We start from the raw sequence: 17729 nt of genomic DNA, 5'->3' as shown, positions 1-17729 counted from the left end.
CGGAGAAACAAGGAGACTCCATGCGATTTCGCCCACGTGGCAGCGCACGCGCCGACGGCAGGGGCAGCGGCGGCCGGCGTTCCGCCGCCCTCGCCGTCCTGGCCGCGCTCGCCCTCGCGGCTCCCCTGACCGCCACCGCCACCGACGCGACGGCGAGCGGGGCCAGGACCCTCCACCCCTCGCCCGACGACGTCAGGCAGTACGAGATCCACCAGAACTCGACCCCCGCGTCCCGGACCGAGATCCAGCGGTCGGGGGTCACCGTGGACGAGGCCGACCGGGAGAGCGTCGTCGTCTCGGGCCGCGCGGACCAGATCGCCGCGCTGCGCCGGCGGGGCTACGACGTCACCCCGCTGGGCGCGGCGCCCGACCGCTCCGCCGCCGGCGTACGCCTGTTCGACTTCCCGACGGCGGACGCGAAGTACCACAACTACGCCGAGATGAACGCGGAGATCGACCAGCGGCTCGCGGCCTATCCGAACATCATGAGCAAGCGGGTGATCGGCAAGTCCTACCAGGGCCGGGACATCGTCGCCATCAAGGTCAGCGACAACGTGGCGACCGACGAGAACGAACCCGAGGTCCTGCTCACCTTCCACCAGCACGCCCGCGAGCACCTCACGGTGGAGATGGCCCTGTATCTGCTGCGCGAGCTCGGGGCCGGCTACGGCAGCGATTCCCGGGTCACGAACATGGTGAACAACCGCGAGATCTGGATCGTCCCCGACCTCAACCCGGACGGCGGCGAGTACGACATCGCGAGCGGCTCCTACCGTTCGTGGCGCAAGAACCGCCAGCCCAACTCCGGTTCCTCCTACGTCGGTACGGACCTGAACCGGAACTGGAACTACAAGTGGGGCTGCTGCGGCGGCTCTTCGGGCTCCACGTCGTCCGAGACCTACCGCGGCGCCTCGGCCGAGTCGGCGCCCGAGGTGAAGGTGGTCGCCGACTTCGTGCGCGGACGGGTCGTCGGCGGCAAGCAGCAGATCACCGCCGGGATCGACTTCCACACCTACAGCGAACTCGTGCTGTGGCCGTTCGGGTACACCACCTCCGACACGGCCACCGGAATGACGGCGGACGACGCCGCCGCGTTCAAGGCCATCGGACAGAAGATGGCCGCCAGCAACGGGTACACGGCCGAGCAGGCCAGCGACCTCTACATCACGGACGGCTCGATCGACGACTATCTCTGGGGCACCCAGAAGATCTTCGACTACACCTTCGAGATGTACCCGACGTCCAGTTCCGCGGGCGGCTTCTACCCGCCCGACGAGGTCATCGAGCGCGAGACGTCCCGCAACCGCGACGCGGTGCTCCAGCTCCTGGAGAACGCCGACTGCATGTACCGGTCCATCGGCAAGGCGGCCCAGTACTGCCCGTAGGGGACCGCGCGCCGGCAGCACCGGCCGCCGGCAGGGGATCCGCGCGCCTTCCTGACGGGGCGCGCGGATCCCCGTACCGCCTACGGCTTCTCGACGGCCTCGGCCGCGTCCGCCGTGTCCTCGGCCCCGGAGACCTCGGAGTCGGTGCTCACCGCGGAGTCCTCGGGGCCCTCCGGCTCCGCCGTCACCGCGGACTCCTCCGCGGCCCCGGCGTCGTCGCCGTCCTCGAAGTAGGCGTCCAGGACGGCGTCGAGCTGCTCCTCCCACTCCTTGAAGCGTGCCCGGGCGTTCGCCTCGATCTCTATCGGATACCAGCGGCGCTCCGGCGTGTGCACCGTGATGGTGAACCGCTTGCCGAAGCGCGGCGACTCCGTCTCGACCGCGCCGATCTCGTCCCAGCGGAACTCCGCCTCCTGGTCGTCCAGGCGCAGCAGGACACCGCTGTGGTCGGCCCGGATCGAGGCGCGCCGGTCGGAGGCCTCGAAGACGGGACCGCCGGCGACGGGACCGGACTCCGGGTCGGCCGCGGAGACGGTCTCCTCCTCGGCCACCGGCTCCTCGGGCACGGACTCCTCCTCGGACACGGTCTCCTCCGAGGTCCCGGCGGCGGGCGCCTCGTCGGACGCCGCCTCGCCGGAGACGGTCTCCTCCTCGGCGACCTCCTCGACGGTGGCCTCCTCGGCCTCCACGGCCGCGTCCTTCGGCTCCGCCGGCACGGGTGACGTAAGCCCGGGGATGTACGCCGGGTTCACCGCGGCGGCGTCCAGGGGCTGGCTCTTCGAACCTATGCGCTGCTCCACAGCGGGAAGTATGGTCGAAGATCCTGTGCGGAGCACAGCCAGGCCCGAATTGGCGATGCCACTGTTACACGAAGGGACTCATCGCGGCGGCCACGGCGAACCCGGCGACGGACAGCACCGATTCCAGGACGGTCCAGGTCCTCAGCGTGTCGCGCTCGCTGATGCCGAAGTACTTGGCCACCATCCAGAAGCCGCCGTCGTTGACGTGCGAGGCGAAGATCGAACCCGCCGAGATCGCCATGATGACCAGGGCGACGAAGGCCTGCGAGTGGTGGCCCTCGGTGAGCAGCGGCGCGACGATGCCGGCCGTGGTGACGATCGCGACGGTCGCCGATCCCTGGGCCACGCGCAGGACCAGCGAGATCAGATAGGCCAGGACGATCACCGGGAGGCCGACGTCGTTGAAGGTGTCCGACAGCGCCTGGGCGACCCCGCTGGCTTTCAGCACCGCGCCGAAGACACCGCCCGCGCCGACCACGAGCAGGATGTTGCCGACCGGCTTGAGGGACGAAGTCGACACCTTCTCCAGGGACTTGCGGGACCAGCCGCGCCGGATGCCGAGCAGGTGGTAGGCGAGGAGCAGGGCGATGGTCAGGGCCACGAACGGGTGGCCGAAGAACTCGATGACGGAGCGGAGGGTGGAGGGGTCGAGAGCGATCGAGGAGAAGGTGGCCGCGAGGATCAGCACCAGCGGCGTACCGATGATGCCGAGGACCGTGCCGAGCGGCACCGGCTCCTCCCGGGGCTCCACCCCCGACGCCCGCTGCTCCTCGACGACGGCCCGCCTGGCCTCGGCGGCCGCCTCGACCATGTCCTGCGGTACGGGCACGAAGAGACGCCTGCCGATCCAGGCCGCGTAGACCCAGGCGGCCAGCACGGCGGGGACGCCGCAGACGATGCCCATGAGGACGACCCAGCCGAGCTGGACGTGCAGCAGTCCCGCGGCGGCGACCGGGCCGGGGTGCGGCGGCAGGAAGGCGTGGGTCATCGAGAGACCTGCGAGCAGCGGCAGGCAGTAGAGGAGGATGGATTTGCCCGACCGTTTGGCGGCGGCGTAGACGAGCGGCGCGAGGACGAAGATGCCGACGTCGAAGAAGACCGGGATGCCGAAGATCAGGCCGGTCAGGCCCATGGCGAGCGGCGCCCGCTTCTCCCCGAAGAGGCCGAGCAGCCGGGAGGCCAGCACCTCGGCGCCGCCGCTGACTTCGAGGATCGCCCCGAGCATCGTGCCGAGGCCGATGATGATCGCGACATGGCCGAGGATGCCGCCCATGCCCGACTCGACGACCGAGACGGCGTCGGACCTCTGGACCGTGCCGAACAGTTCCGTGACGGAGAGTCCGGCGGCGAGGCCGACGGCTATGGAGACGGCGAGCAGGGCGACGAACGGCTGGAGCCGGACCTTGATGATCAGGAAGAGGAGGAGCGCGATGCCGAGGGCGGCGACCGTGAGCAGTCCGGCGGTGCCGTCGAGGAGGAGCAGGAGACCGCCGGTGTGCGGTGGGGCCGGTGGGGCCGGGGCTGTCGCTGCGAGCGGGTACGACGACATGTCGGGGGAGCCTCTTTTTCGTCAGTCCGTGGGGGCTTTCGGGCAGGGCGGATCGCGGTGCGGCTCCCCGGGGATGGTGGGGTGCCGCACCGTGACGTCGTACGGGGTGCGGGAGTCGCGCGGGTCGCGCCGGATGTGCGGGGCGCGCGGTGGCGCCGGAGCCGGGCGGGTGTGGGCCCGGAGGGGACGTCAGCCGAGGACGGCGAGGACGTCGATCTCGACGAGGAGTCCGGCCGGCAGGCCGACGTAGACCGTCGTGCGGGCGGCGGGGGGCGCGGTGAGGCCCTGCTCCTCGAAGTACTGGTTGTAGATCTCGTTCATCTCGGCGAAGTGCCCGGTGTCCGTGAGGTAGACCCGGATCATCATCGCGTCGTCCCAGCCGGAACCGCCCTCTTCGAGAATGGCCTTGACGTTGGCGAGGGTCTGGAGGGTCTGCTCGCGCAGGGTCGGGCCCGCGGGCGTCGGAGGCCGGCCCTCCTCGGCGGGCAGGAAGCCGACCTGCCCGGCGACCTGGAGGATGTTCCCCTTCCGCACGCCGTGCGAGAACCGGGCGGGCGGGGTGGTGTGGGTCGACGGGGTCAGGGCGATCTTGTCGGTCATGCGGTGCTCATTCCTTCGGGTCTTCCTTCGTGGGGGCTTTGCCGGAGTAGTCGCGGCTGATGGCGTCCGCCGTGCGGCGCACCAGTGGGAGCAGGGCCAGGAGTTCCTCGGCGGTGACGACGACATTGGGCGCGGAGACCGACATGGCGGCGGCGACACGCCCGTCGGCGCCCCGGACGGGGGCGGCGACGCAGTTGATGGACTCCTCGTGGCCGCCGAGGTCGGTGGCCCAGCCCTGTTCGCGCACCGCCGCGAGTTCCTTGAGGAAGGCGGGGGCGCCGGGGGTCGAACGAGCCGTGTACATGGGGTAGTCGAGCCGCTCGGCGACGGCGCGGCGCTCGGCCTCGGGCAGATCGGCGAGGAGCAGTTTGGCGACCGCGGCGACGGTGATGGCGACGGGCTTCCCGATCCGGGAGTACATGCGCACCGGGTAGCGGCTCTCCACCTTGTCGATGTAGAGCACCTCGTTCTCCTCGTACACGGCGAGGTGGACGGTGTGTCCGCAGCTCTCGTTGAGGCGGACGAGGTGGGGGTGCGCGATCTCGCGGACGTCGAGGTTCTCGACGGCCTCCTGGGCGAGGGCGAAGAGCCGGGCGCCGAGCCGGTAGCGCTGGTCGGACTGGCGGTACACCAGGCCGTGTTCGTGCAGGGTGCGCAGCAGGCGCAGGGCCGTGGACTTGTGGACGCCGAGCCGCTCGGCGACCTGGCCGAGGTCGGCGGGGCCCTCGGCGAGCAGCGGCAGGATGCTCAGCGCTCGGTCGACGGTCTGGCTCATGGCGTACGTACCTCCTCGGCGGCCCGTGCGTCGGCTTCGGTCCAGCCGGGGCCGAGACGAAGTGTCCCCCAGGCACGGTCGTCGAGAGCCGCCAGCTTGTCGGCGAGCCCCCGGGCGGGGGGCTCGGCGAGGTCGCCGGGGACGGTGAGGGCGGCGGCGGCCGTCAGATGGCCGTGCCGCAGCCGGTCGCGGGCGGGCAGGCCGCGCAGGGTGGCGGAGAGGAATCCGGCGGCGAAGGCGTCTCCTGCGCCGACGGCCGCGACGACGTCGACCTGCGGGGCGGACACGAGGACGGCGGTGTCGGCGGCGCCCTCGTTCCCGGCGAACATGACGGCTCCGGACCCGCCGTCCTTCACGACCAGGACGCCGGGTTCGGGCAGCGCCTCGCGGATCGCCCGTGCCCCGTGCAGACCCCAGGCGTCACGGGCCTCGTCGTCCCCGACGAAGACGATGTCGGCACCGCGCGCGAGGTCGAGCAGGACGCGCGGGCCCTCGGGACGGCCGCGCCACAGGGCCGGTCGGTGGTTCACGTCGAAGGAGACGAGGGGGCGGCCGGCTCGAGGGGCGGTCAGCTCGCGCATCAGGTCGAGGCAGCCCTCGGAGAGCGCGGCGGTGATGCCGGACAGATGGAGCACGCGGCCCGAGCGCGCGGCGGCCAGGTCCGTGTTCCGCGCCGTCATGGCCGAGGCGGCGGATCCGGCCCGGTAGTAGGCGACCTCGTGGGCGTCGGTCGCCCGGTCGCCCGCGGTGCGGAAGTAGACCCCGGTCGGACGGTCGGGGTCCCTGCGCACGGCGGAGGTGTCGACGCCGTACGCGGTGATCGCCTCCACCAGATGGTCGCCGAACCCGTCGGCGCCGACCCTGCCGACCCAGCGGGCCGAGTGACCGGCGCGGGCGAGTACGCAGGCCACGTTCGACTCGGCGCCGCCGATGCCCCGTTCGAAGGACGGCACGTCGGCGAGGCGTCCGGCCCGGGTGGGCAGGAAGGTGACCATGGACTCGCCGAGCGCCACCACGTCGACGGCGCCGGTGCCGGCGTGGCTGCCCGTGTGGCCGCCCGCACCGGTTCCGGTGTCGGGAGTCACGGGACCCTCGGGTCCGTCGCTGCTCACGATGGGCGGGCTCCTCGCTCTGGCGGCCGTCGGCGGCGAACGGCACCGTTGACCCTGCGTCGGCTGGGATGTTAGACAGCTGCGAACGACATACGCAACGAGCGTTGCACATGATGCAATGCCGAACAGGCCGAGGAGGCCCCATGAGCGCCGAGACCGCCGCCGCACCCCTGGCCGCTCTCGCGGCGGAGCGCGTCGACCACCGCTTCAAGGGCCTGCCGCCGGACGCCGACGGACTGAGCGTCGGCGAGCTGACCGCCCAGCGCCGGAACCTCTTCACGGACGGCTTCGGCACCCCCGTCCTCACCCTCTCCGCCGAGCGGCTGACCCACAACCTCGAACTCATGGAGACGTACGCCACCCGGCACGGACTCGCCTTCGCGCCGCACGGCAAGACGTCCATGGCACCCCGGCTGTTCTGGCGGCAGATCGAGCACGGCGCCTGGGGCATCACCCTCGCGGTCCCCCACCAGGTGCGCGTGGCAAGGGAGTTCGGCATCGACCGGATCTTCCTCGCGAACGAGCTCGTCGACCCGGCGGCCCTTCGCTGGATCGCCTCCGAGCTGGCCGCGGACCCGGACTTCACGTTCGTCTGTTACGTCGACTCCGTGCGCGGGGTGGAGCTGATGGACGCCGCGCTGCGCGGCTGCGCCCGCCCGGTGGACGTCGTCGTCGAACTCGCGGCGGGCGCGGGCGCAAGGACCGGCGCGCGGACCGAGGAGGAGTGCGCGGCCGTCGCCGACGCGGTGGCGGCGACCGGGACCCTCCGGCTGGCCGGCGTCGCCGGGTACGAGGGCGAGGTGCCGGACGCGAACCCCGAGCGGGTGCACGCCTGGCTGCGGCGGCTGACCGCGCTCGCGGCGGACTTCGACGGCGCCGGGCGGTTCAAGGACGTCGACACGATCGTCGTCAGCGCGGGCGGCAGCGCCTGGTTCGACGCGGTCGCCGACGTCTTCGCGGAGATCCCCAGACTCTCGCTCCCCGTCCTGAAGCTGCTGCGTTCGGGCGCGTACGTGTCCCACGACGACGGCCACTACCGCAGGCTCACCCCCTTCGTCCGCGTCCCGGGCGAGGGCGCCCTGCACCCGGCGTTCCGTCTCTGGTCCCAGGTCGTCTCCCGGCCCTCGCCCGAGCAGGCCTTCACCAACGCGGGCAAGCGGGACGCGGCCCACGACCTCGACCTGCCCTGCGCCCAGGTGGTGCGCCGCGACGGAACCGAACGCCCTGCGGCCGGCATCGAGGTGACCAGGCTCTCCGACCAGCACGCCTGGCTGAGCACGGCCCCCGAGGCGGACCTGGAGGTCGGCGACTGGGTCGGCATGGGCCTGTCCCACCCGTGCACGTCCTTCGACAAGTGGCAGCTGATCCCGCTGGTCGAGGCGGACGGCACGGTCGTCGACTACATCCGTACGTTCTTCTAGGGACGGGAGAGGCTCATGGACGACCTCGCCGACCTGGTCATCCAGGACGCGGACGTCGCCGACGGCAGCGGCGCGCCCTCCTACCGCGCGGACGTGGCGGTCAAGGGCGGCCGGATCGTCGCGATCGTGCGGGAGGCCGCGGCGGCCGGCTGCCAACGGCCGCGCGGCACGCGGGAAGTGGACGCCGAGGGACTGGTCCTGTCCCCCGGCTTCATCGACATGCACGCGCACAGCGACCTCGCGCTGCTGCGGGACCCGGACCACAGCGCGAAGGCCGCCCAGGGCGTGACCCTCGAAGTCCTCGGCCAGGACGGCCTGTCGTACGCGCCGGTCGACGACCGCACGCTGGCCGAGGTCCGCCGGACGATCACCGGCTGGAACGGCCACGGCGACGACATCGACTTCGACTGGCGCTCCGTGGGCGAGTATCTGGACCGCCTCGACCACGGCTTCGACGGCCAGGGCATCGCGGTCAACGCCGCCTACCTCGTCCCGCAGGGCACCGTCCGCATGCTCGCCCTCGGCTGGGAGGACCGCGAGGCGACTCCCCAAGAGCTGGACCGGATGCGGCGGTTGGTGGCCGACGGGCTGCGCGAGGGCGCGGTCGGCATGTCCTCGGGACTGACGTACACCCCCGGGATGTACGCCCGTGACGCCGAACTCACCTCCCTGTGCCGGGTGGTGGCGGAGTACGGCGGCTACTACTGCCCGCACCACCGCTCGTACGGGGCCGGCGCCCTGGAGGCGTACGAGGAGATGGTGGCCCTCACCCGCGAGGCGGGCTGTCCGCTCCATCTCGCCCACGCCACCATGAACTTCGGGGTGAACGAGGGGAAGGCGCCGGAGCTGCTCGCCCTGCTCGACGAGGCGCTGGCACAGGGCTCGGACATCACCCTCGACACCTATCCGTACACCCCCGGGTGCACCACCCTGGCGGCGCTGCTGCCCAGTTGGGCGGGCGAGGGCGGCCCGGAGGCCCTGCTCGCCCGGCTGCGGGACGACGACACCGCCGAACGCGTCCGTCACCACATGGAGGTCCTGGGCGCCGACGGCTGCCACGGCGTCCCCGTCGCGTGGGAGACCGTCGAGATCTCGGGGGTGAACGACCCCGGTCTCGGCGCGTACGTCGGCCGGACCGTCCTGGAGTCCGCCGCCCTGCGCGGCGAGGAACCCTGGACGACCGCCCGGCGATTGCTGGTCGAGGACCGGCTCGGCCCCACGATCCTCCAGCACGTCGGCCACGAGGAGAACGTCCGGACGATCATGCGCCACCGCGCGCACACCGGCGGCTCGGACGGCATCCTGCACGGCGCCAAGCCGCACCCGCGCGCCTACGGCACCTTCCCGCACTATCTCGGCCACTACGTCAGGGAGTCGGGCGTCCTGACCCTTGAGGAGTGCGTCGCCCATCTCACCGGCAGGCCCGCCGCCCGGCTGCGGCTGCCCGACCGGGGCCTGGTCCGCGAGGGCTACCGCGCCGACCTGGTCCTGTTCGACCCGGCGACGGTCGCGGCGGGTTCGACGTTCGCGGCGCCGCGCACCCTGCCGACCGGCATCCCGCACGTCCTGATCGACGGGCGGTTCGTGGTCGAGGACGGGCGCAGGACGGACGTCCTCGCGGGACGGGCGGTCCGCCGCACGGCGTGACCGCCCGCCCTCCCGCGGTGTTACGGCTTGGGCAGGACGCACCCGCTCAGGCTCAGGTCGAGCTTGTTGCCCGTCGTGAAGCAGGCCGGGATCTGGTAGGTCTCCTCGGCGTAGTTGATGCCCTGGCGGACGGTGACGGTGCCGTTCGCGTCGACCTCGCACGGGTTGTCGACCGTGCAGCGTTCGCCGCTCTCGTTGCCGGTGTTGTTGACGGCGACGACCTTGCCGGTGGACTGGTCGACGACCGGTGAGCCCGAGGTGCCGCCGATGGTCTGGCAGGCGGAGGTGTAGCGGACCGAGTCCTTCCAGGTCCAGTCACCCTCCTTGAGGCGGTACACGAACCCGTCGATGGTGCAGCTGTAGAGACGCTTCCAGTAGCCGGAGGCCACCGTGATGGCGGTGCCGGCGACCGGGTGCGTGTCCTGCACGGTCAGCGCGCTGATGCCGTACGAGTTCTTGATGGTCGCGTAGGTGCTGGTGAGCTGGTAGATCGTGATGTCCGTGTCGGTCATGGTCGAGTACGCGACCTTGTTCGCGCGCAGGGTCGCCACCCTGGTGCCCGCCGAGTTCAGCAGACCGAAGGTCCGGCTGGAGGACTGACCGACGATCACCTCACCGGGGTCCGGGAAACCGGTCTCCAGGCAGTGCCCGTTGGACAGCACGAGCGCCGGGTCGGAGTCCGCCGAGTTGGGGAAGCGGATGACCGAACCGGAGCAGTTGCTGAGCGAGACGGTCCCGGCGAGGCTCACGGCCTTGAGCGTGGGCGCCACCGCGTGGGGAGCGGATGCCGCCGTGTGACGTACGGGCGCCACCGCGTGGGGTACGGGTGCCACCGTGGGGGGAGCGGGTGCCGCGACCGCGGGTGCCGCGCCCGCCCCGGCGAGCACCAGGGCGAACAGAACGGCGACGAGAGGCTTTCTCATGTGGGGGTCCCCTCTTGCGACTTGGGGCCGCCGGAGGTCGTCCAGCGGCCTTCCGCTGACCGGAGGTCTTCCGGTCAGTTGTTGTCATGCGCATTGTGAGGGGAGAGGGAGAAGTGAACAAGGAGCGGTTTCCGGCCTAGGACGGAGACGATCCGGGGCGCGTCCGTCCGGGAGGCGACGCACTCCGGCCGGACCTGGCGGGGCCTGACCGGGTCCGACCGGACACGGCGGCGGGACCTGACCGGGCCTAGCCGCCGTGTCCGTGGCCGTGCCCGTGGCCGTGACCGCCGCGGGTGCTCGTGGCCGAGGGGGCCGGGGCGTCCGAAGGGGGCGCGGTGGTGGCGGAGGCCGGGGGCGCGGAGGACGCGGGGTCCGTGCCGGCGATCGCGGGGTCCGTGGACGCCGTCGCGGATGTGGTGGCGGTGGCCGTCGTGGTCACGGTCGCCCCTGTGGAGGCGGTGGCCGCGCCGGCGGAGGCGGTGACCGCACCGGGCGGGGACGTGGTGGCCGGCGGGGCCTGGAGGGGCCGCGCGGAGGCGGTCGCGGTGGGGCCGCCGCCGGCCTCGGCGGGGCCGGTGGCGCGATGGGCCGGCCGGGCCGTGGACGAGGGTGTGCCGCCCGGCGCCCCGGTCACCCCCGAGTCGAGGGCGCCCACGGTGACGACACCGAGGACCACGACGACGGCCGCGCCCCCGGCCACGGCGAGCCGCCGGTTGTTCCGGCCGCGCCTGCGGTGCCGCATCCGCTCCCGGCGCGCCCGCTGCCCGCCGGGGACGACGGGCAGGGCGGTGGTGTCGTCGCCGTCCGTGTACGCCTTCCGCCAGCCGTGCGCCTCGGCGGGATCGGCGTACGTCTCATAGGCCAAAGGCGTCGTCCCGTCGCTCTGCGGGAGGTACACCGTCGGCCGGGCTTCGGGATCTCCGGACTGCCAGGACATGATCGCGCATTGTAGGGACCACCAGGGCTTTCGGCGCCGCCGGAGGGCACGGCCGCCGCGAGCGACACGTCTCACGTGGTGAAAAACACGCCCCGGTGCGCGATCGGCCGCCGTAAGCTCACGGACATGCAGGTGATCCAGTCCACGAAGCTCGCCAACGTCTGCTACGAGATCCGGGGTCCGGTTCTCGAGGAGGCGATGCGGCTCGAAGCTGCCGGTCACCGCATCCTCAAGCTCAACACGGGCAACCCGGCCGCGTTCGGCTTCGAGTGTCCGCCGGAGATCCTGGAGGACATCCTCCGCAACGTCTCCTCGGCGCACGGCTACGGCGACGCCAAGGGCCTGCTCGCCGCCCGTCGCGCGGTCGTCATGCACAACCAGACCCTCGGCATCGAGACGGACGTCGACCACGTCTTCATCGGCAACGGCGTGTCCGAGCTGATCGTGATGGCGATGCAGGCACTGCTGGACGACGGCGACGAGGTGCTCGTACCGGCCCCGGACTACCCCCTGTGGACCGCGGCGGTCTCGCTGTCCGGCGGCACGGCCGTGCACTACCGCTGCGACGAGCAGTCCGACTGGATGCCCGACCTCGCGGACGTGGAGCGGAAGATCACCGATCGCACCAAGGCGATCGTCATCATCAACCCGAACAACCCGACCGGCGCGGTCTACGACGACGCGATGCTCCGGGGGCTGACGGACATCGCCCGGCGCCACAACCTGCTGGTCTGCTCCGACGAGATCTACGACAAGATCCTCTACGACGGCGCCACGCACACGGCGACCGCCAAGATCGCCCCCGATCTGCTCACCCTCACCTTCAACGGCATGTCGAAGGCGTACCGGGTGGCGGGCTACCGCGTCGGGTGGATGTCGGTCTCGGGGCCGCGCGCGCACGCCGCCTCGTACATCGAGGGTCTGACGATCCTGGCGAACATGCGGCTGTGCGCGAACATGCCGGGCCAGCACGGCGTGGTGGCGGCGCTCAGCGGACGCCAGACGATCAACGACCTGGTCCTGCCGGGCGGGCGCCTGAAGGAGCAGCGGGACGTCGCCCACGAGCTGCTGACGCAGATCCCGGGCGTGACCTGCGTGAAGCCGAAGGGCGCGCTGTATCTCTTCCCGCGCCTGGACCCGAAGGTCTTCAAGGTCAAGGACGACCGGCAGATGGTGCTCGACCTGCTGCGGGCCGAGAAGATCATGGTCGTCCAGGGGACGGGCTTCAACTGGCCCGAGCCGGACCACTTCCGGGTGGTGACCCTGCCGACGGTCGCGGACCTGACGGACGCGGTGACCCGGATCGGCACCTTCCTGGACGGCTACGGCCAGCCCTGACCCCCGCCGGGACGCGACCCCGCTCACCCTGCGTGCGCGCCGCGTCCCAATATGCGAACCAGCTCAACTTTAGACGAAATCCAAGCTAGGATGGCTTCCTGTCAGGCACAGGAGGCCATCCCATGTACGAACCGATCCGCTCGAAGTCGGTCCACACGATGGCCGGCGCCCCCTCCTCGGACTTTCCCCACCGGTCGCGCGAGGAGGAGCTGGACATCCAGCTCGCCGGTCACCTCGCCGCACTGCTCGCCGTCACGGACGAGATCCGCGCGCTCGCCCCGTCCGCCGACCTGGACGCCGGCGCCGAGCGTCTCACCGAGCAGGTCGCCCGGCTCCGCGGCGGTGCCCCGCTCCGCACCCAGGCCGCCGCCCCGGCCGCCCCCGAGCCCGAGGAGTCCCATCTCGTGACCCTCCACCGGCGGGCCCACGCGCTGGCGGGCCGTGCCCTGGTCGTCGCGGCCTCCCGCGCCGACACGGCCGCGGCGATCCTCTCCGCCGAGCGGATGGACGCCCACGCCCCGGTCGCCGAGCCCCGCGAGCTCGCCGCCCGCTGACCCCCGGGCCACCCGCCCGCGGTCCCCGCACGGCCCCGGTCCGCGCGTCTTCGAGGACGCCCGGACCGGGCGCCACACCCGGCCTTCCCGGCCCGCTCCCCGCCCCGCCCGGCACCCCGCGCCGGCCGCCGGGCGGCGCCCTCCCCTCCGGTTGCGTACCGGGACCCGGTGGTCACCTCGCGTTCACTCCCCGAGACGGGGAACGTTGGATTCCGAGGTGCACGCTCCAGGCGTGAGACGCATAGCGGGAATCGTCCTGGCGGTCCTGTTGATCGGCGGAGTGGCAGCAGCCGTCGTCGCGGGCCGCACCGGTCAGGACAAGGGCACGGCAACGAAGACCGTGCACGGAGTGATCGGTTCGGAGAAGGCGGAGTTCTTCTCCGATCCGGCCGTGGTGAAGGCCCTCGCCGCCAAGGGCTACACCGTGAGGACGGAGACCTCGGGTTCCTGGGCCATGGACGGCCTGAACCTCAAGGGGTACGACTTCGCCTTCCCTTCCAGCCAGGCACCGGCCGACGAACTCGCGGACAAGTACCACGTCCGCCAGCCGCTGCCCCGGCCCTTCTACTCACCCCTCGTCGTGGTGGCCCACCGCAGCGCGGCCCAGGTCCTCGCCGCGAACGGGCTGGCCACCCTCGACAGGAACACCGGCACGCTTCGGATGCGCGCCTATCTCGACGCGGCCCGGCACGACCGGACCTGGCAGCAGCTCAAGGGCGCGGCGGCGCACGGTGAACTGACCGGCACGCTGTACATCGCCAGCACCGACCCGGAGACCTCCAGCTCCGGCGCGCTCTACCTCGCCGCCGCCTCCTATGTCGCCGACGGCGGGCGGGTCGCCGACGGCGACGCGGCCGTCGGCCGCACCGCGCCCCTGATGCACCGGCTCATCAGCGTCCAGGGCGCCCAGCAGCCCAGCACCGACGCCGCGTTCCACGACTTCGTCAGCGGCGCGGGCAACCCGCTGGTCCTCGTCTACGAGTCGCAGGTCGCCGCGCTGCTCGCCGAGGGCCAGGACACCGGCGACCTCACGGTCCTCTACCCGGACACCACCGCCAACAGCGACCACACGGTCGTACCGCTGACGCCCGCGGGCCGCGCGCTGGGTGAACTCCTCAGCACCGACCCGGCGTTGCGCGCACTCGCGGTCCGGCACGGATTCCGTCCGCAGGGGTCGACCGGCGAGTTCACGGCGGCCACCGCCGCCCACACGGCCTACCTCAACCAGAAACTGACCGGCGTCCGGCAGGCGCCCGTGCCCGCCTACAAGGTGCTGCACGAGATGGCGCGCCGGGCCGGGAACTAGGGGGAAACGCACATGACCACCGACGACACGTTCACCCTCACCCCGCCCGAGGCCGTGGCCCCGGTGCCCCCCGAGAAGGCCGGCGGACTCGTCCCCGTCGACCCGGGGGTGCGGGACGACATGGCGCGCAGGGCCGCGGAGTACGTCGAGGGACTCGCCGTCCTTGACGCCCGCTCCCCCGAATTCGCCGGCAAGGTGGGCGAGATCGCCGGCCTGGGCGCGAACGAGATGCGCGGCGCCGCCGCCCAGTCCAACCGCATGCTGGAGCGGACGATCCGCAGCCTGCCCTCCACGGGCGAGGACGCCCAGTCGCACGTCGCCGGCTCGCTCGTCGAACTCCGGCGCGTGGTCGAGGACCTGGACCCGCGCGACCTGTCCGCGAGCAAGGGCAGGAAGTTCCTGTCCAGGCTGCCCGGCGGCAACAGACTGCGCGACCACGTCGCCAAGTACGCTTCCGCGCAAGGCACGTTGAACAGGATCGTCGGCGCGCTGCGCGGCGGTCAGGACGAACTGCGCCGCGACAACGCGGCACTCCAGACCGAACGCGTCCGGCTCTGGGAGACGATGGGCAAGCTCCAGGAGTACGTGGTGCTGACCCAGGCCCTGGACACCGCGGTGGAGGCCCATGTCGCGGGCGTCGACGGCACCGACCCTGCGCAGGCCGACACGCTCCGCTCCGACGTGCTCTTCCCGGTCCGGCAGAAGCACCAGGACCTGCTCACCCAGCTCGCGGTGTGCGCCCAGGGCTATCTCGCGATGGACGTGGTCCGGCGCAACAACGACGAACTCATCAAGGGCGTCGACCGTGCGGCCACCACCACCGTCTCCGCCCTGCGCATCTCCGTGATGCTCGCCTCCGCCCTCGACAACCAGCGCAAGGTCGTCGAGCAGGTCAACGCCCTGCGCGGCACGACGGAGGACCTCATCCGGGGCAACGCCGAGATGCTCTCCACCCAGAGCGGGGAGATCCAGCGCATCGCCGCCGACCCCGCCGTCGGCGCCGAGACCCTGCGCACCGCCTTCCAGGAGATCTACCGCACCCTCGACGCGATCGACACGTACAAGGCCAGGGCGACCGAGACGATGGCCGCGACCGTGGAGTCCCTGACCTCCGAACTCCAGAGCGCCGGAACCTACTTGGAGCGCAGCAGGACCCGGGGCGCACTGGAGGGCGGACAGGGATGAGAGTCCTCCGGCAGGCGGCGTGCGCCGCCGCGGCCCTGCTCGCCGTCACGGCCTGCACCGCCCACGGGGGCACGAAGTCCGGGGACGACGGCGCCCCGCGGCCCGGCACCCTGCGTGTCCTCGCCTCCAGCGAACTCGGCGACATGAAGCCGGTGCTCGACCGGATACGGCGGGACACCGGCATCACCGTCAGACCCACCTACATGGGCACCCTCGCCGCCGTGGACCTGATCGCGCGCGGCGCCTCGGACGACCGGTACGACGCACTGTGGCTGTCCTCCGACGCCTATCTGCATCTGCGCCCCGAAGCCGCGAGGAAGGTCGTCTCCGAGACGCCGGTCATGTCGAGCCCGGTGGCCATCGGCGTCAAGCCGGCGACCGTGCGGGCCCTCGGCTGGCGACCGGACGACGTCACCTGGTCGCAGGTGGAGAAGGCCGTGGCCGAGGGAAGGCTCACGTACGGGATGACCGATCCGGCCCGCTCCAACTCCGGTTTCTCCACGCTGATCTCGGTGGCCTCCGCGCTGTCCGGCGCCCAGTCGGCGCTCACGGACGCCGACGTGGCCAAGGCGACGCCCAGACTGCGGGAGTTCTTCAAGGGGCAGAAGCTGACCTCGGGTTCCTCGGGCTGGCTGGCCACCGCCTACGAGCGGCGTGGCACCGTGGACGCCCTGCTCAACTACGAGTCCGTCCTCAAGGGGGTGAAGGGGCTGACCGTCATCCGCCCGCGCGACGGCGTGGTGACGGCCGACTACCCGCTCTCCTCCCTCGCCGCGTCGTCCAGGGACACCCGCGACGAGGTCCGCCGGCTCGCCGACGCCCTGCGCGCGCCCGCCGCCCAGAAGCTGATCACCGAACGGACGCACCGCCGCCCGGTCGTCGCCTCCGTCGCCCCGGCCGCCGGACTCGGCACCGGACGACGGCGGGAACTCCCCTTCCCCGGAAGCCGGTCCGTGGCGGACCATCTCCTCGACTCCTACGAGAACACGCTGCGCCGGCCCTCCAGGACGGTGTACGTCCTCGACACCTCGGGCTCGATGGACGGCGACCGCCTCACCCGGCTCAAGAAGTCCCTCGGCGACCTGACCGGCGACTTCCGCGACCGCGAGGAGGTGACGCTGATGCCGTTCGGCTCCCGGGTCAAGAGCGTCCGTACGCACGTGGTCCGCCCCGAGAACCCGAAGGCCGGGCTCGACGCGATCCGCCGGGACACCCGCGCGCTGAGCGCCGACGGCGACACCGCCATCTACACCTCGCTGGAGAAGGCCTACGAGCACCTGGGCGCAGGCGACGACACGTTCACCTCGATCGTGCTGATGACGGACGGCGAGAACACCAGGGGCGCGAGCCCCGCCGACTTCGACGGTTTCTACCGCCGGCTGCCCGGCGCGCAGCGGCAGATTCCCGTCTTCCCCATCCTGTTCGGCGACTCCGACCGGGGCGAGCTCCAGCACATCGCCGACCTGACCGGCGGCCGGCTCTTCGACGCCCACAAGGGCTCGCTCGACGGCGCCTTCGAGGAGATCCGTGGCTACCAGTAAGTTCCTCGGCTTCCTGGAATCGCGCAAGAACCTCACCGGCAGCGCCTGCGGCATCGCCGGGCTCGCGCTGACCTTCACCGGGGTGGCGGGCCCGTACTGGCCGGTCGTCGTCGCGGGCCTGTACGGAGCGGGCGCGCTGATCGCGCCGCCGGAGCGTCCGGCGCCGCCCGACTTCCCCGACCCCTCCGCCCAACTGGCCGAACTGCGGGTGGACTTCGCCAAGCTGCGGGAGTACCTCGACGGTGTCGAGCTGCCCCCCGCGGCGGCCGGGCGCCTCACCGAGCTGACCGAGGTCCTCGCCGCCCTGCTCGATCCGGGCTGGGTCGCCGAGATCCTCGCCCAGGACCCCGAGGGCGTGCACGCCCTGTCGCGCGCGGTGCGCCAGGACGTCCCGGAGGCGGTCGACACCTTCGTCCGCACCCGGTGGTGGACCCGGCTGGCCCCCGGCACCGAACCGCCGGAGCGCCATCTGGAGCGCCAGCTCACCGTGCTCCAGGAGGAGTCGGACCGGCTGGCGGCGGCCCTGCGCGAGACGGAGGCACGGCGCCAGGAGTCCCACACCCGCTATCTGGAGGACCGCGGCCGCTCCCAGTGACCGGGCCCGCCCTGCCGCGGACGCTCACGGGAGAGCGGGGTCGCCCGCCGTCCGTGCCGGC

16 protein-coding genes are annotated in these 17729 nt (G+C 72.2%); 9 read left to right on the top strand and 7 right to left on the bottom strand.

The window, feature by feature from the left end; all coding sequences use genetic code 11:
* Nucleotides 1-20: 20 nt before the first annotated feature.
* Nucleotides 21-1385, top strand: a complete 1365-nt coding sequence (locus tag WJM95_RS20710; RefSeq protein WP_339131178.1) for a M14 family metallopeptidase — start codon at nucleotides 21-23, stop codon at nucleotides 1383-1385.
* Between the two features lie 80 nt (nucleotides 1386-1465).
* Here WJM95_RS20710 and WJM95_RS20705 read toward each other — a convergent pair whose 3' ends face one another.
* From WJM95_RS20705 to WJM95_RS20685, 5 genes are all read right to left on the bottom strand, one after another.
* On the bottom strand, nucleotides 1466-2185 hold the full coding sequence (locus tag WJM95_RS20705) for a hypothetical protein (protein WP_339131177.1): 720 nt from the start codon (nucleotides 2183-2185) through the stop codon (nucleotides 1466-1468).
* A gap of 64 nt (nucleotides 2186-2249) precedes the next feature.
* Nucleotides 2250-3734, bottom strand: a complete 1485-nt coding sequence (locus tag WJM95_RS20700) for a gluconate:H+ symporter (RefSeq protein ID WP_339131176.1) — start codon at nucleotides 3732-3734, stop codon at nucleotides 2250-2252.
* A 189-nt stretch (nucleotides 3735-3923) separates the two neighbouring features.
* A complete protein-coding gene (locus tag WJM95_RS20695) occupies nucleotides 3924-4334 on the bottom strand; it encodes a RidA family protein (RefSeq protein ID WP_339131175.1) in 411 nt (136 codons plus the stop codon).
* Nucleotides 4335-4341: 7 nt separating this feature from the next.
* The gene (locus WJM95_RS20690) at nucleotides 4342-5109 is read right to left on the bottom strand and encodes an IclR family transcriptional regulator (protein WP_339131174.1); all 768 of its coding nucleotides are present in this window, start codon (nucleotides 5107-5109) and stop codon (nucleotides 4342-4344) included.
* A complete protein-coding gene (locus WJM95_RS20685) occupies nucleotides 5106-6125 on the bottom strand; it encodes a sugar kinase (protein ID WP_339135723.1) in 1020 nt (339 codons plus the stop codon). Before WJM95_RS20685 ends, WJM95_RS20690 begins: the two co-directional genes overlap by 4 nt.
* Before the next feature lie 239 nt (nucleotides 6126-6364).
* Between WJM95_RS20685 and WJM95_RS20680 the strand changes: the two genes are divergently transcribed.
* Both WJM95_RS20680 and WJM95_RS20675 read left to right on the top strand, forming a co-directional pair.
* Nucleotides 6365-7642, top strand: a complete 1278-nt coding sequence (locus WJM95_RS20680; RefSeq protein WP_339131173.1) for an amino acid deaminase — start codon at nucleotides 6365-6367, stop codon at nucleotides 7640-7642.
* A 15-nt stretch (nucleotides 7643-7657) separates the two neighbouring features.
* Nucleotides 7658-9289, top strand: coding sequence for a D-aminoacylase (locus tag WJM95_RS20675; protein ID WP_339131172.1), 1632 nt, complete (start codon nucleotides 7658-7660; stop codon nucleotides 9287-9289).
* Between the two features lie 20 nt (nucleotides 9290-9309).
* On the opposite strand, the gene WJM95_RS20670 is transcribed toward WJM95_RS20675, so the two are convergent.
* Both WJM95_RS20670 and WJM95_RS20665 read right to left on the bottom strand, forming a co-directional pair.
* Nucleotides 9310-10212, bottom strand: coding sequence for a serine protease (locus WJM95_RS20670; RefSeq protein ID WP_339131171.1), 903 nt, complete (start codon nucleotides 10210-10212; stop codon nucleotides 9310-9312).
* A 247-nt stretch (nucleotides 10213-10459) separates the two neighbouring features.
* Nucleotides 10460-11149 carry a hypothetical protein gene (locus tag WJM95_RS20665; RefSeq protein ID WP_339131170.1) on the bottom strand — a complete coding sequence of 230 codons (690 nt, stop codon included), beginning with the start codon at nucleotides 11147-11149 and terminating at the stop codon, nucleotides 10460-10462.
* Between the two features lie 126 nt (nucleotides 11150-11275).
* Here WJM95_RS20665 and WJM95_RS20660 point away from each other — a divergent pair, with 126 nt between their 5' ends.
* The 6 genes from WJM95_RS20660 (at nucleotide 11276) to WJM95_RS20635 (ending at nucleotide 17668) form a co-directional block, all read left to right on the top strand.
* Nucleotides 11276-12487, top strand: a complete 1212-nt coding sequence (locus tag WJM95_RS20660; protein ID WP_339131169.1) for a pyridoxal phosphate-dependent aminotransferase — start codon at nucleotides 11276-11278, stop codon at nucleotides 12485-12487.
* Between the two features lie 122 nt (nucleotides 12488-12609).
* Nucleotides 12610-13041: a hypothetical protein gene (locus tag WJM95_RS20655; protein WP_339131168.1), complete on the top strand. Its 432-nt coding sequence runs from the start codon at nucleotides 12610-12612 to the stop codon at nucleotides 13039-13041.
* 232 nt (nucleotides 13042-13273) lie between these two features.
* On the top strand, nucleotides 13274-14347 hold the full coding sequence (locus tag WJM95_RS20650) for a substrate-binding domain-containing protein (RefSeq protein WP_339131167.1): 1074 nt from the start codon (nucleotides 13274-13276) through the stop codon (nucleotides 14345-14347).
* A 12-nt stretch (nucleotides 14348-14359) separates the two neighbouring features.
* On the top strand, nucleotides 14360-15532 hold the full coding sequence (locus tag WJM95_RS20645; RefSeq protein ID WP_339131166.1) for a toxic anion resistance protein: 1173 nt from the start codon (nucleotides 14360-14362) through the stop codon (nucleotides 15530-15532).
* Nucleotides 15529-17073: a VWA domain-containing protein gene (locus WJM95_RS20640; RefSeq protein WP_339131165.1), complete on the top strand. Its 1545-nt coding sequence runs from the start codon at nucleotides 15529-15531 to the stop codon at nucleotides 17071-17073. Before WJM95_RS20645 ends, WJM95_RS20640 begins: the two co-directional genes overlap by 4 nt.
* Nucleotides 17060-17668, top strand: a complete 609-nt coding sequence (locus WJM95_RS20635; RefSeq protein ID WP_339131164.1) for a hypothetical protein — start codon at nucleotides 17060-17062, stop codon at nucleotides 17666-17668. Before WJM95_RS20640 ends, WJM95_RS20635 begins: the two co-directional genes overlap by 14 nt.
* Nucleotides 17669-17729: the final 61 nt, after the last annotated feature.

Origin of the sequence: Streptomyces sp. f51 (assembly GCF_037940415.1) — a bacterium.
In the GTDB taxonomy this organism is placed as follows: Bacteria; Actinomycetota; Actinomycetes; order Streptomycetales; family Streptomycetaceae; genus Streptomyces.
This window is presented reverse-complemented; position numbering and strand designations above follow the sequence as displayed.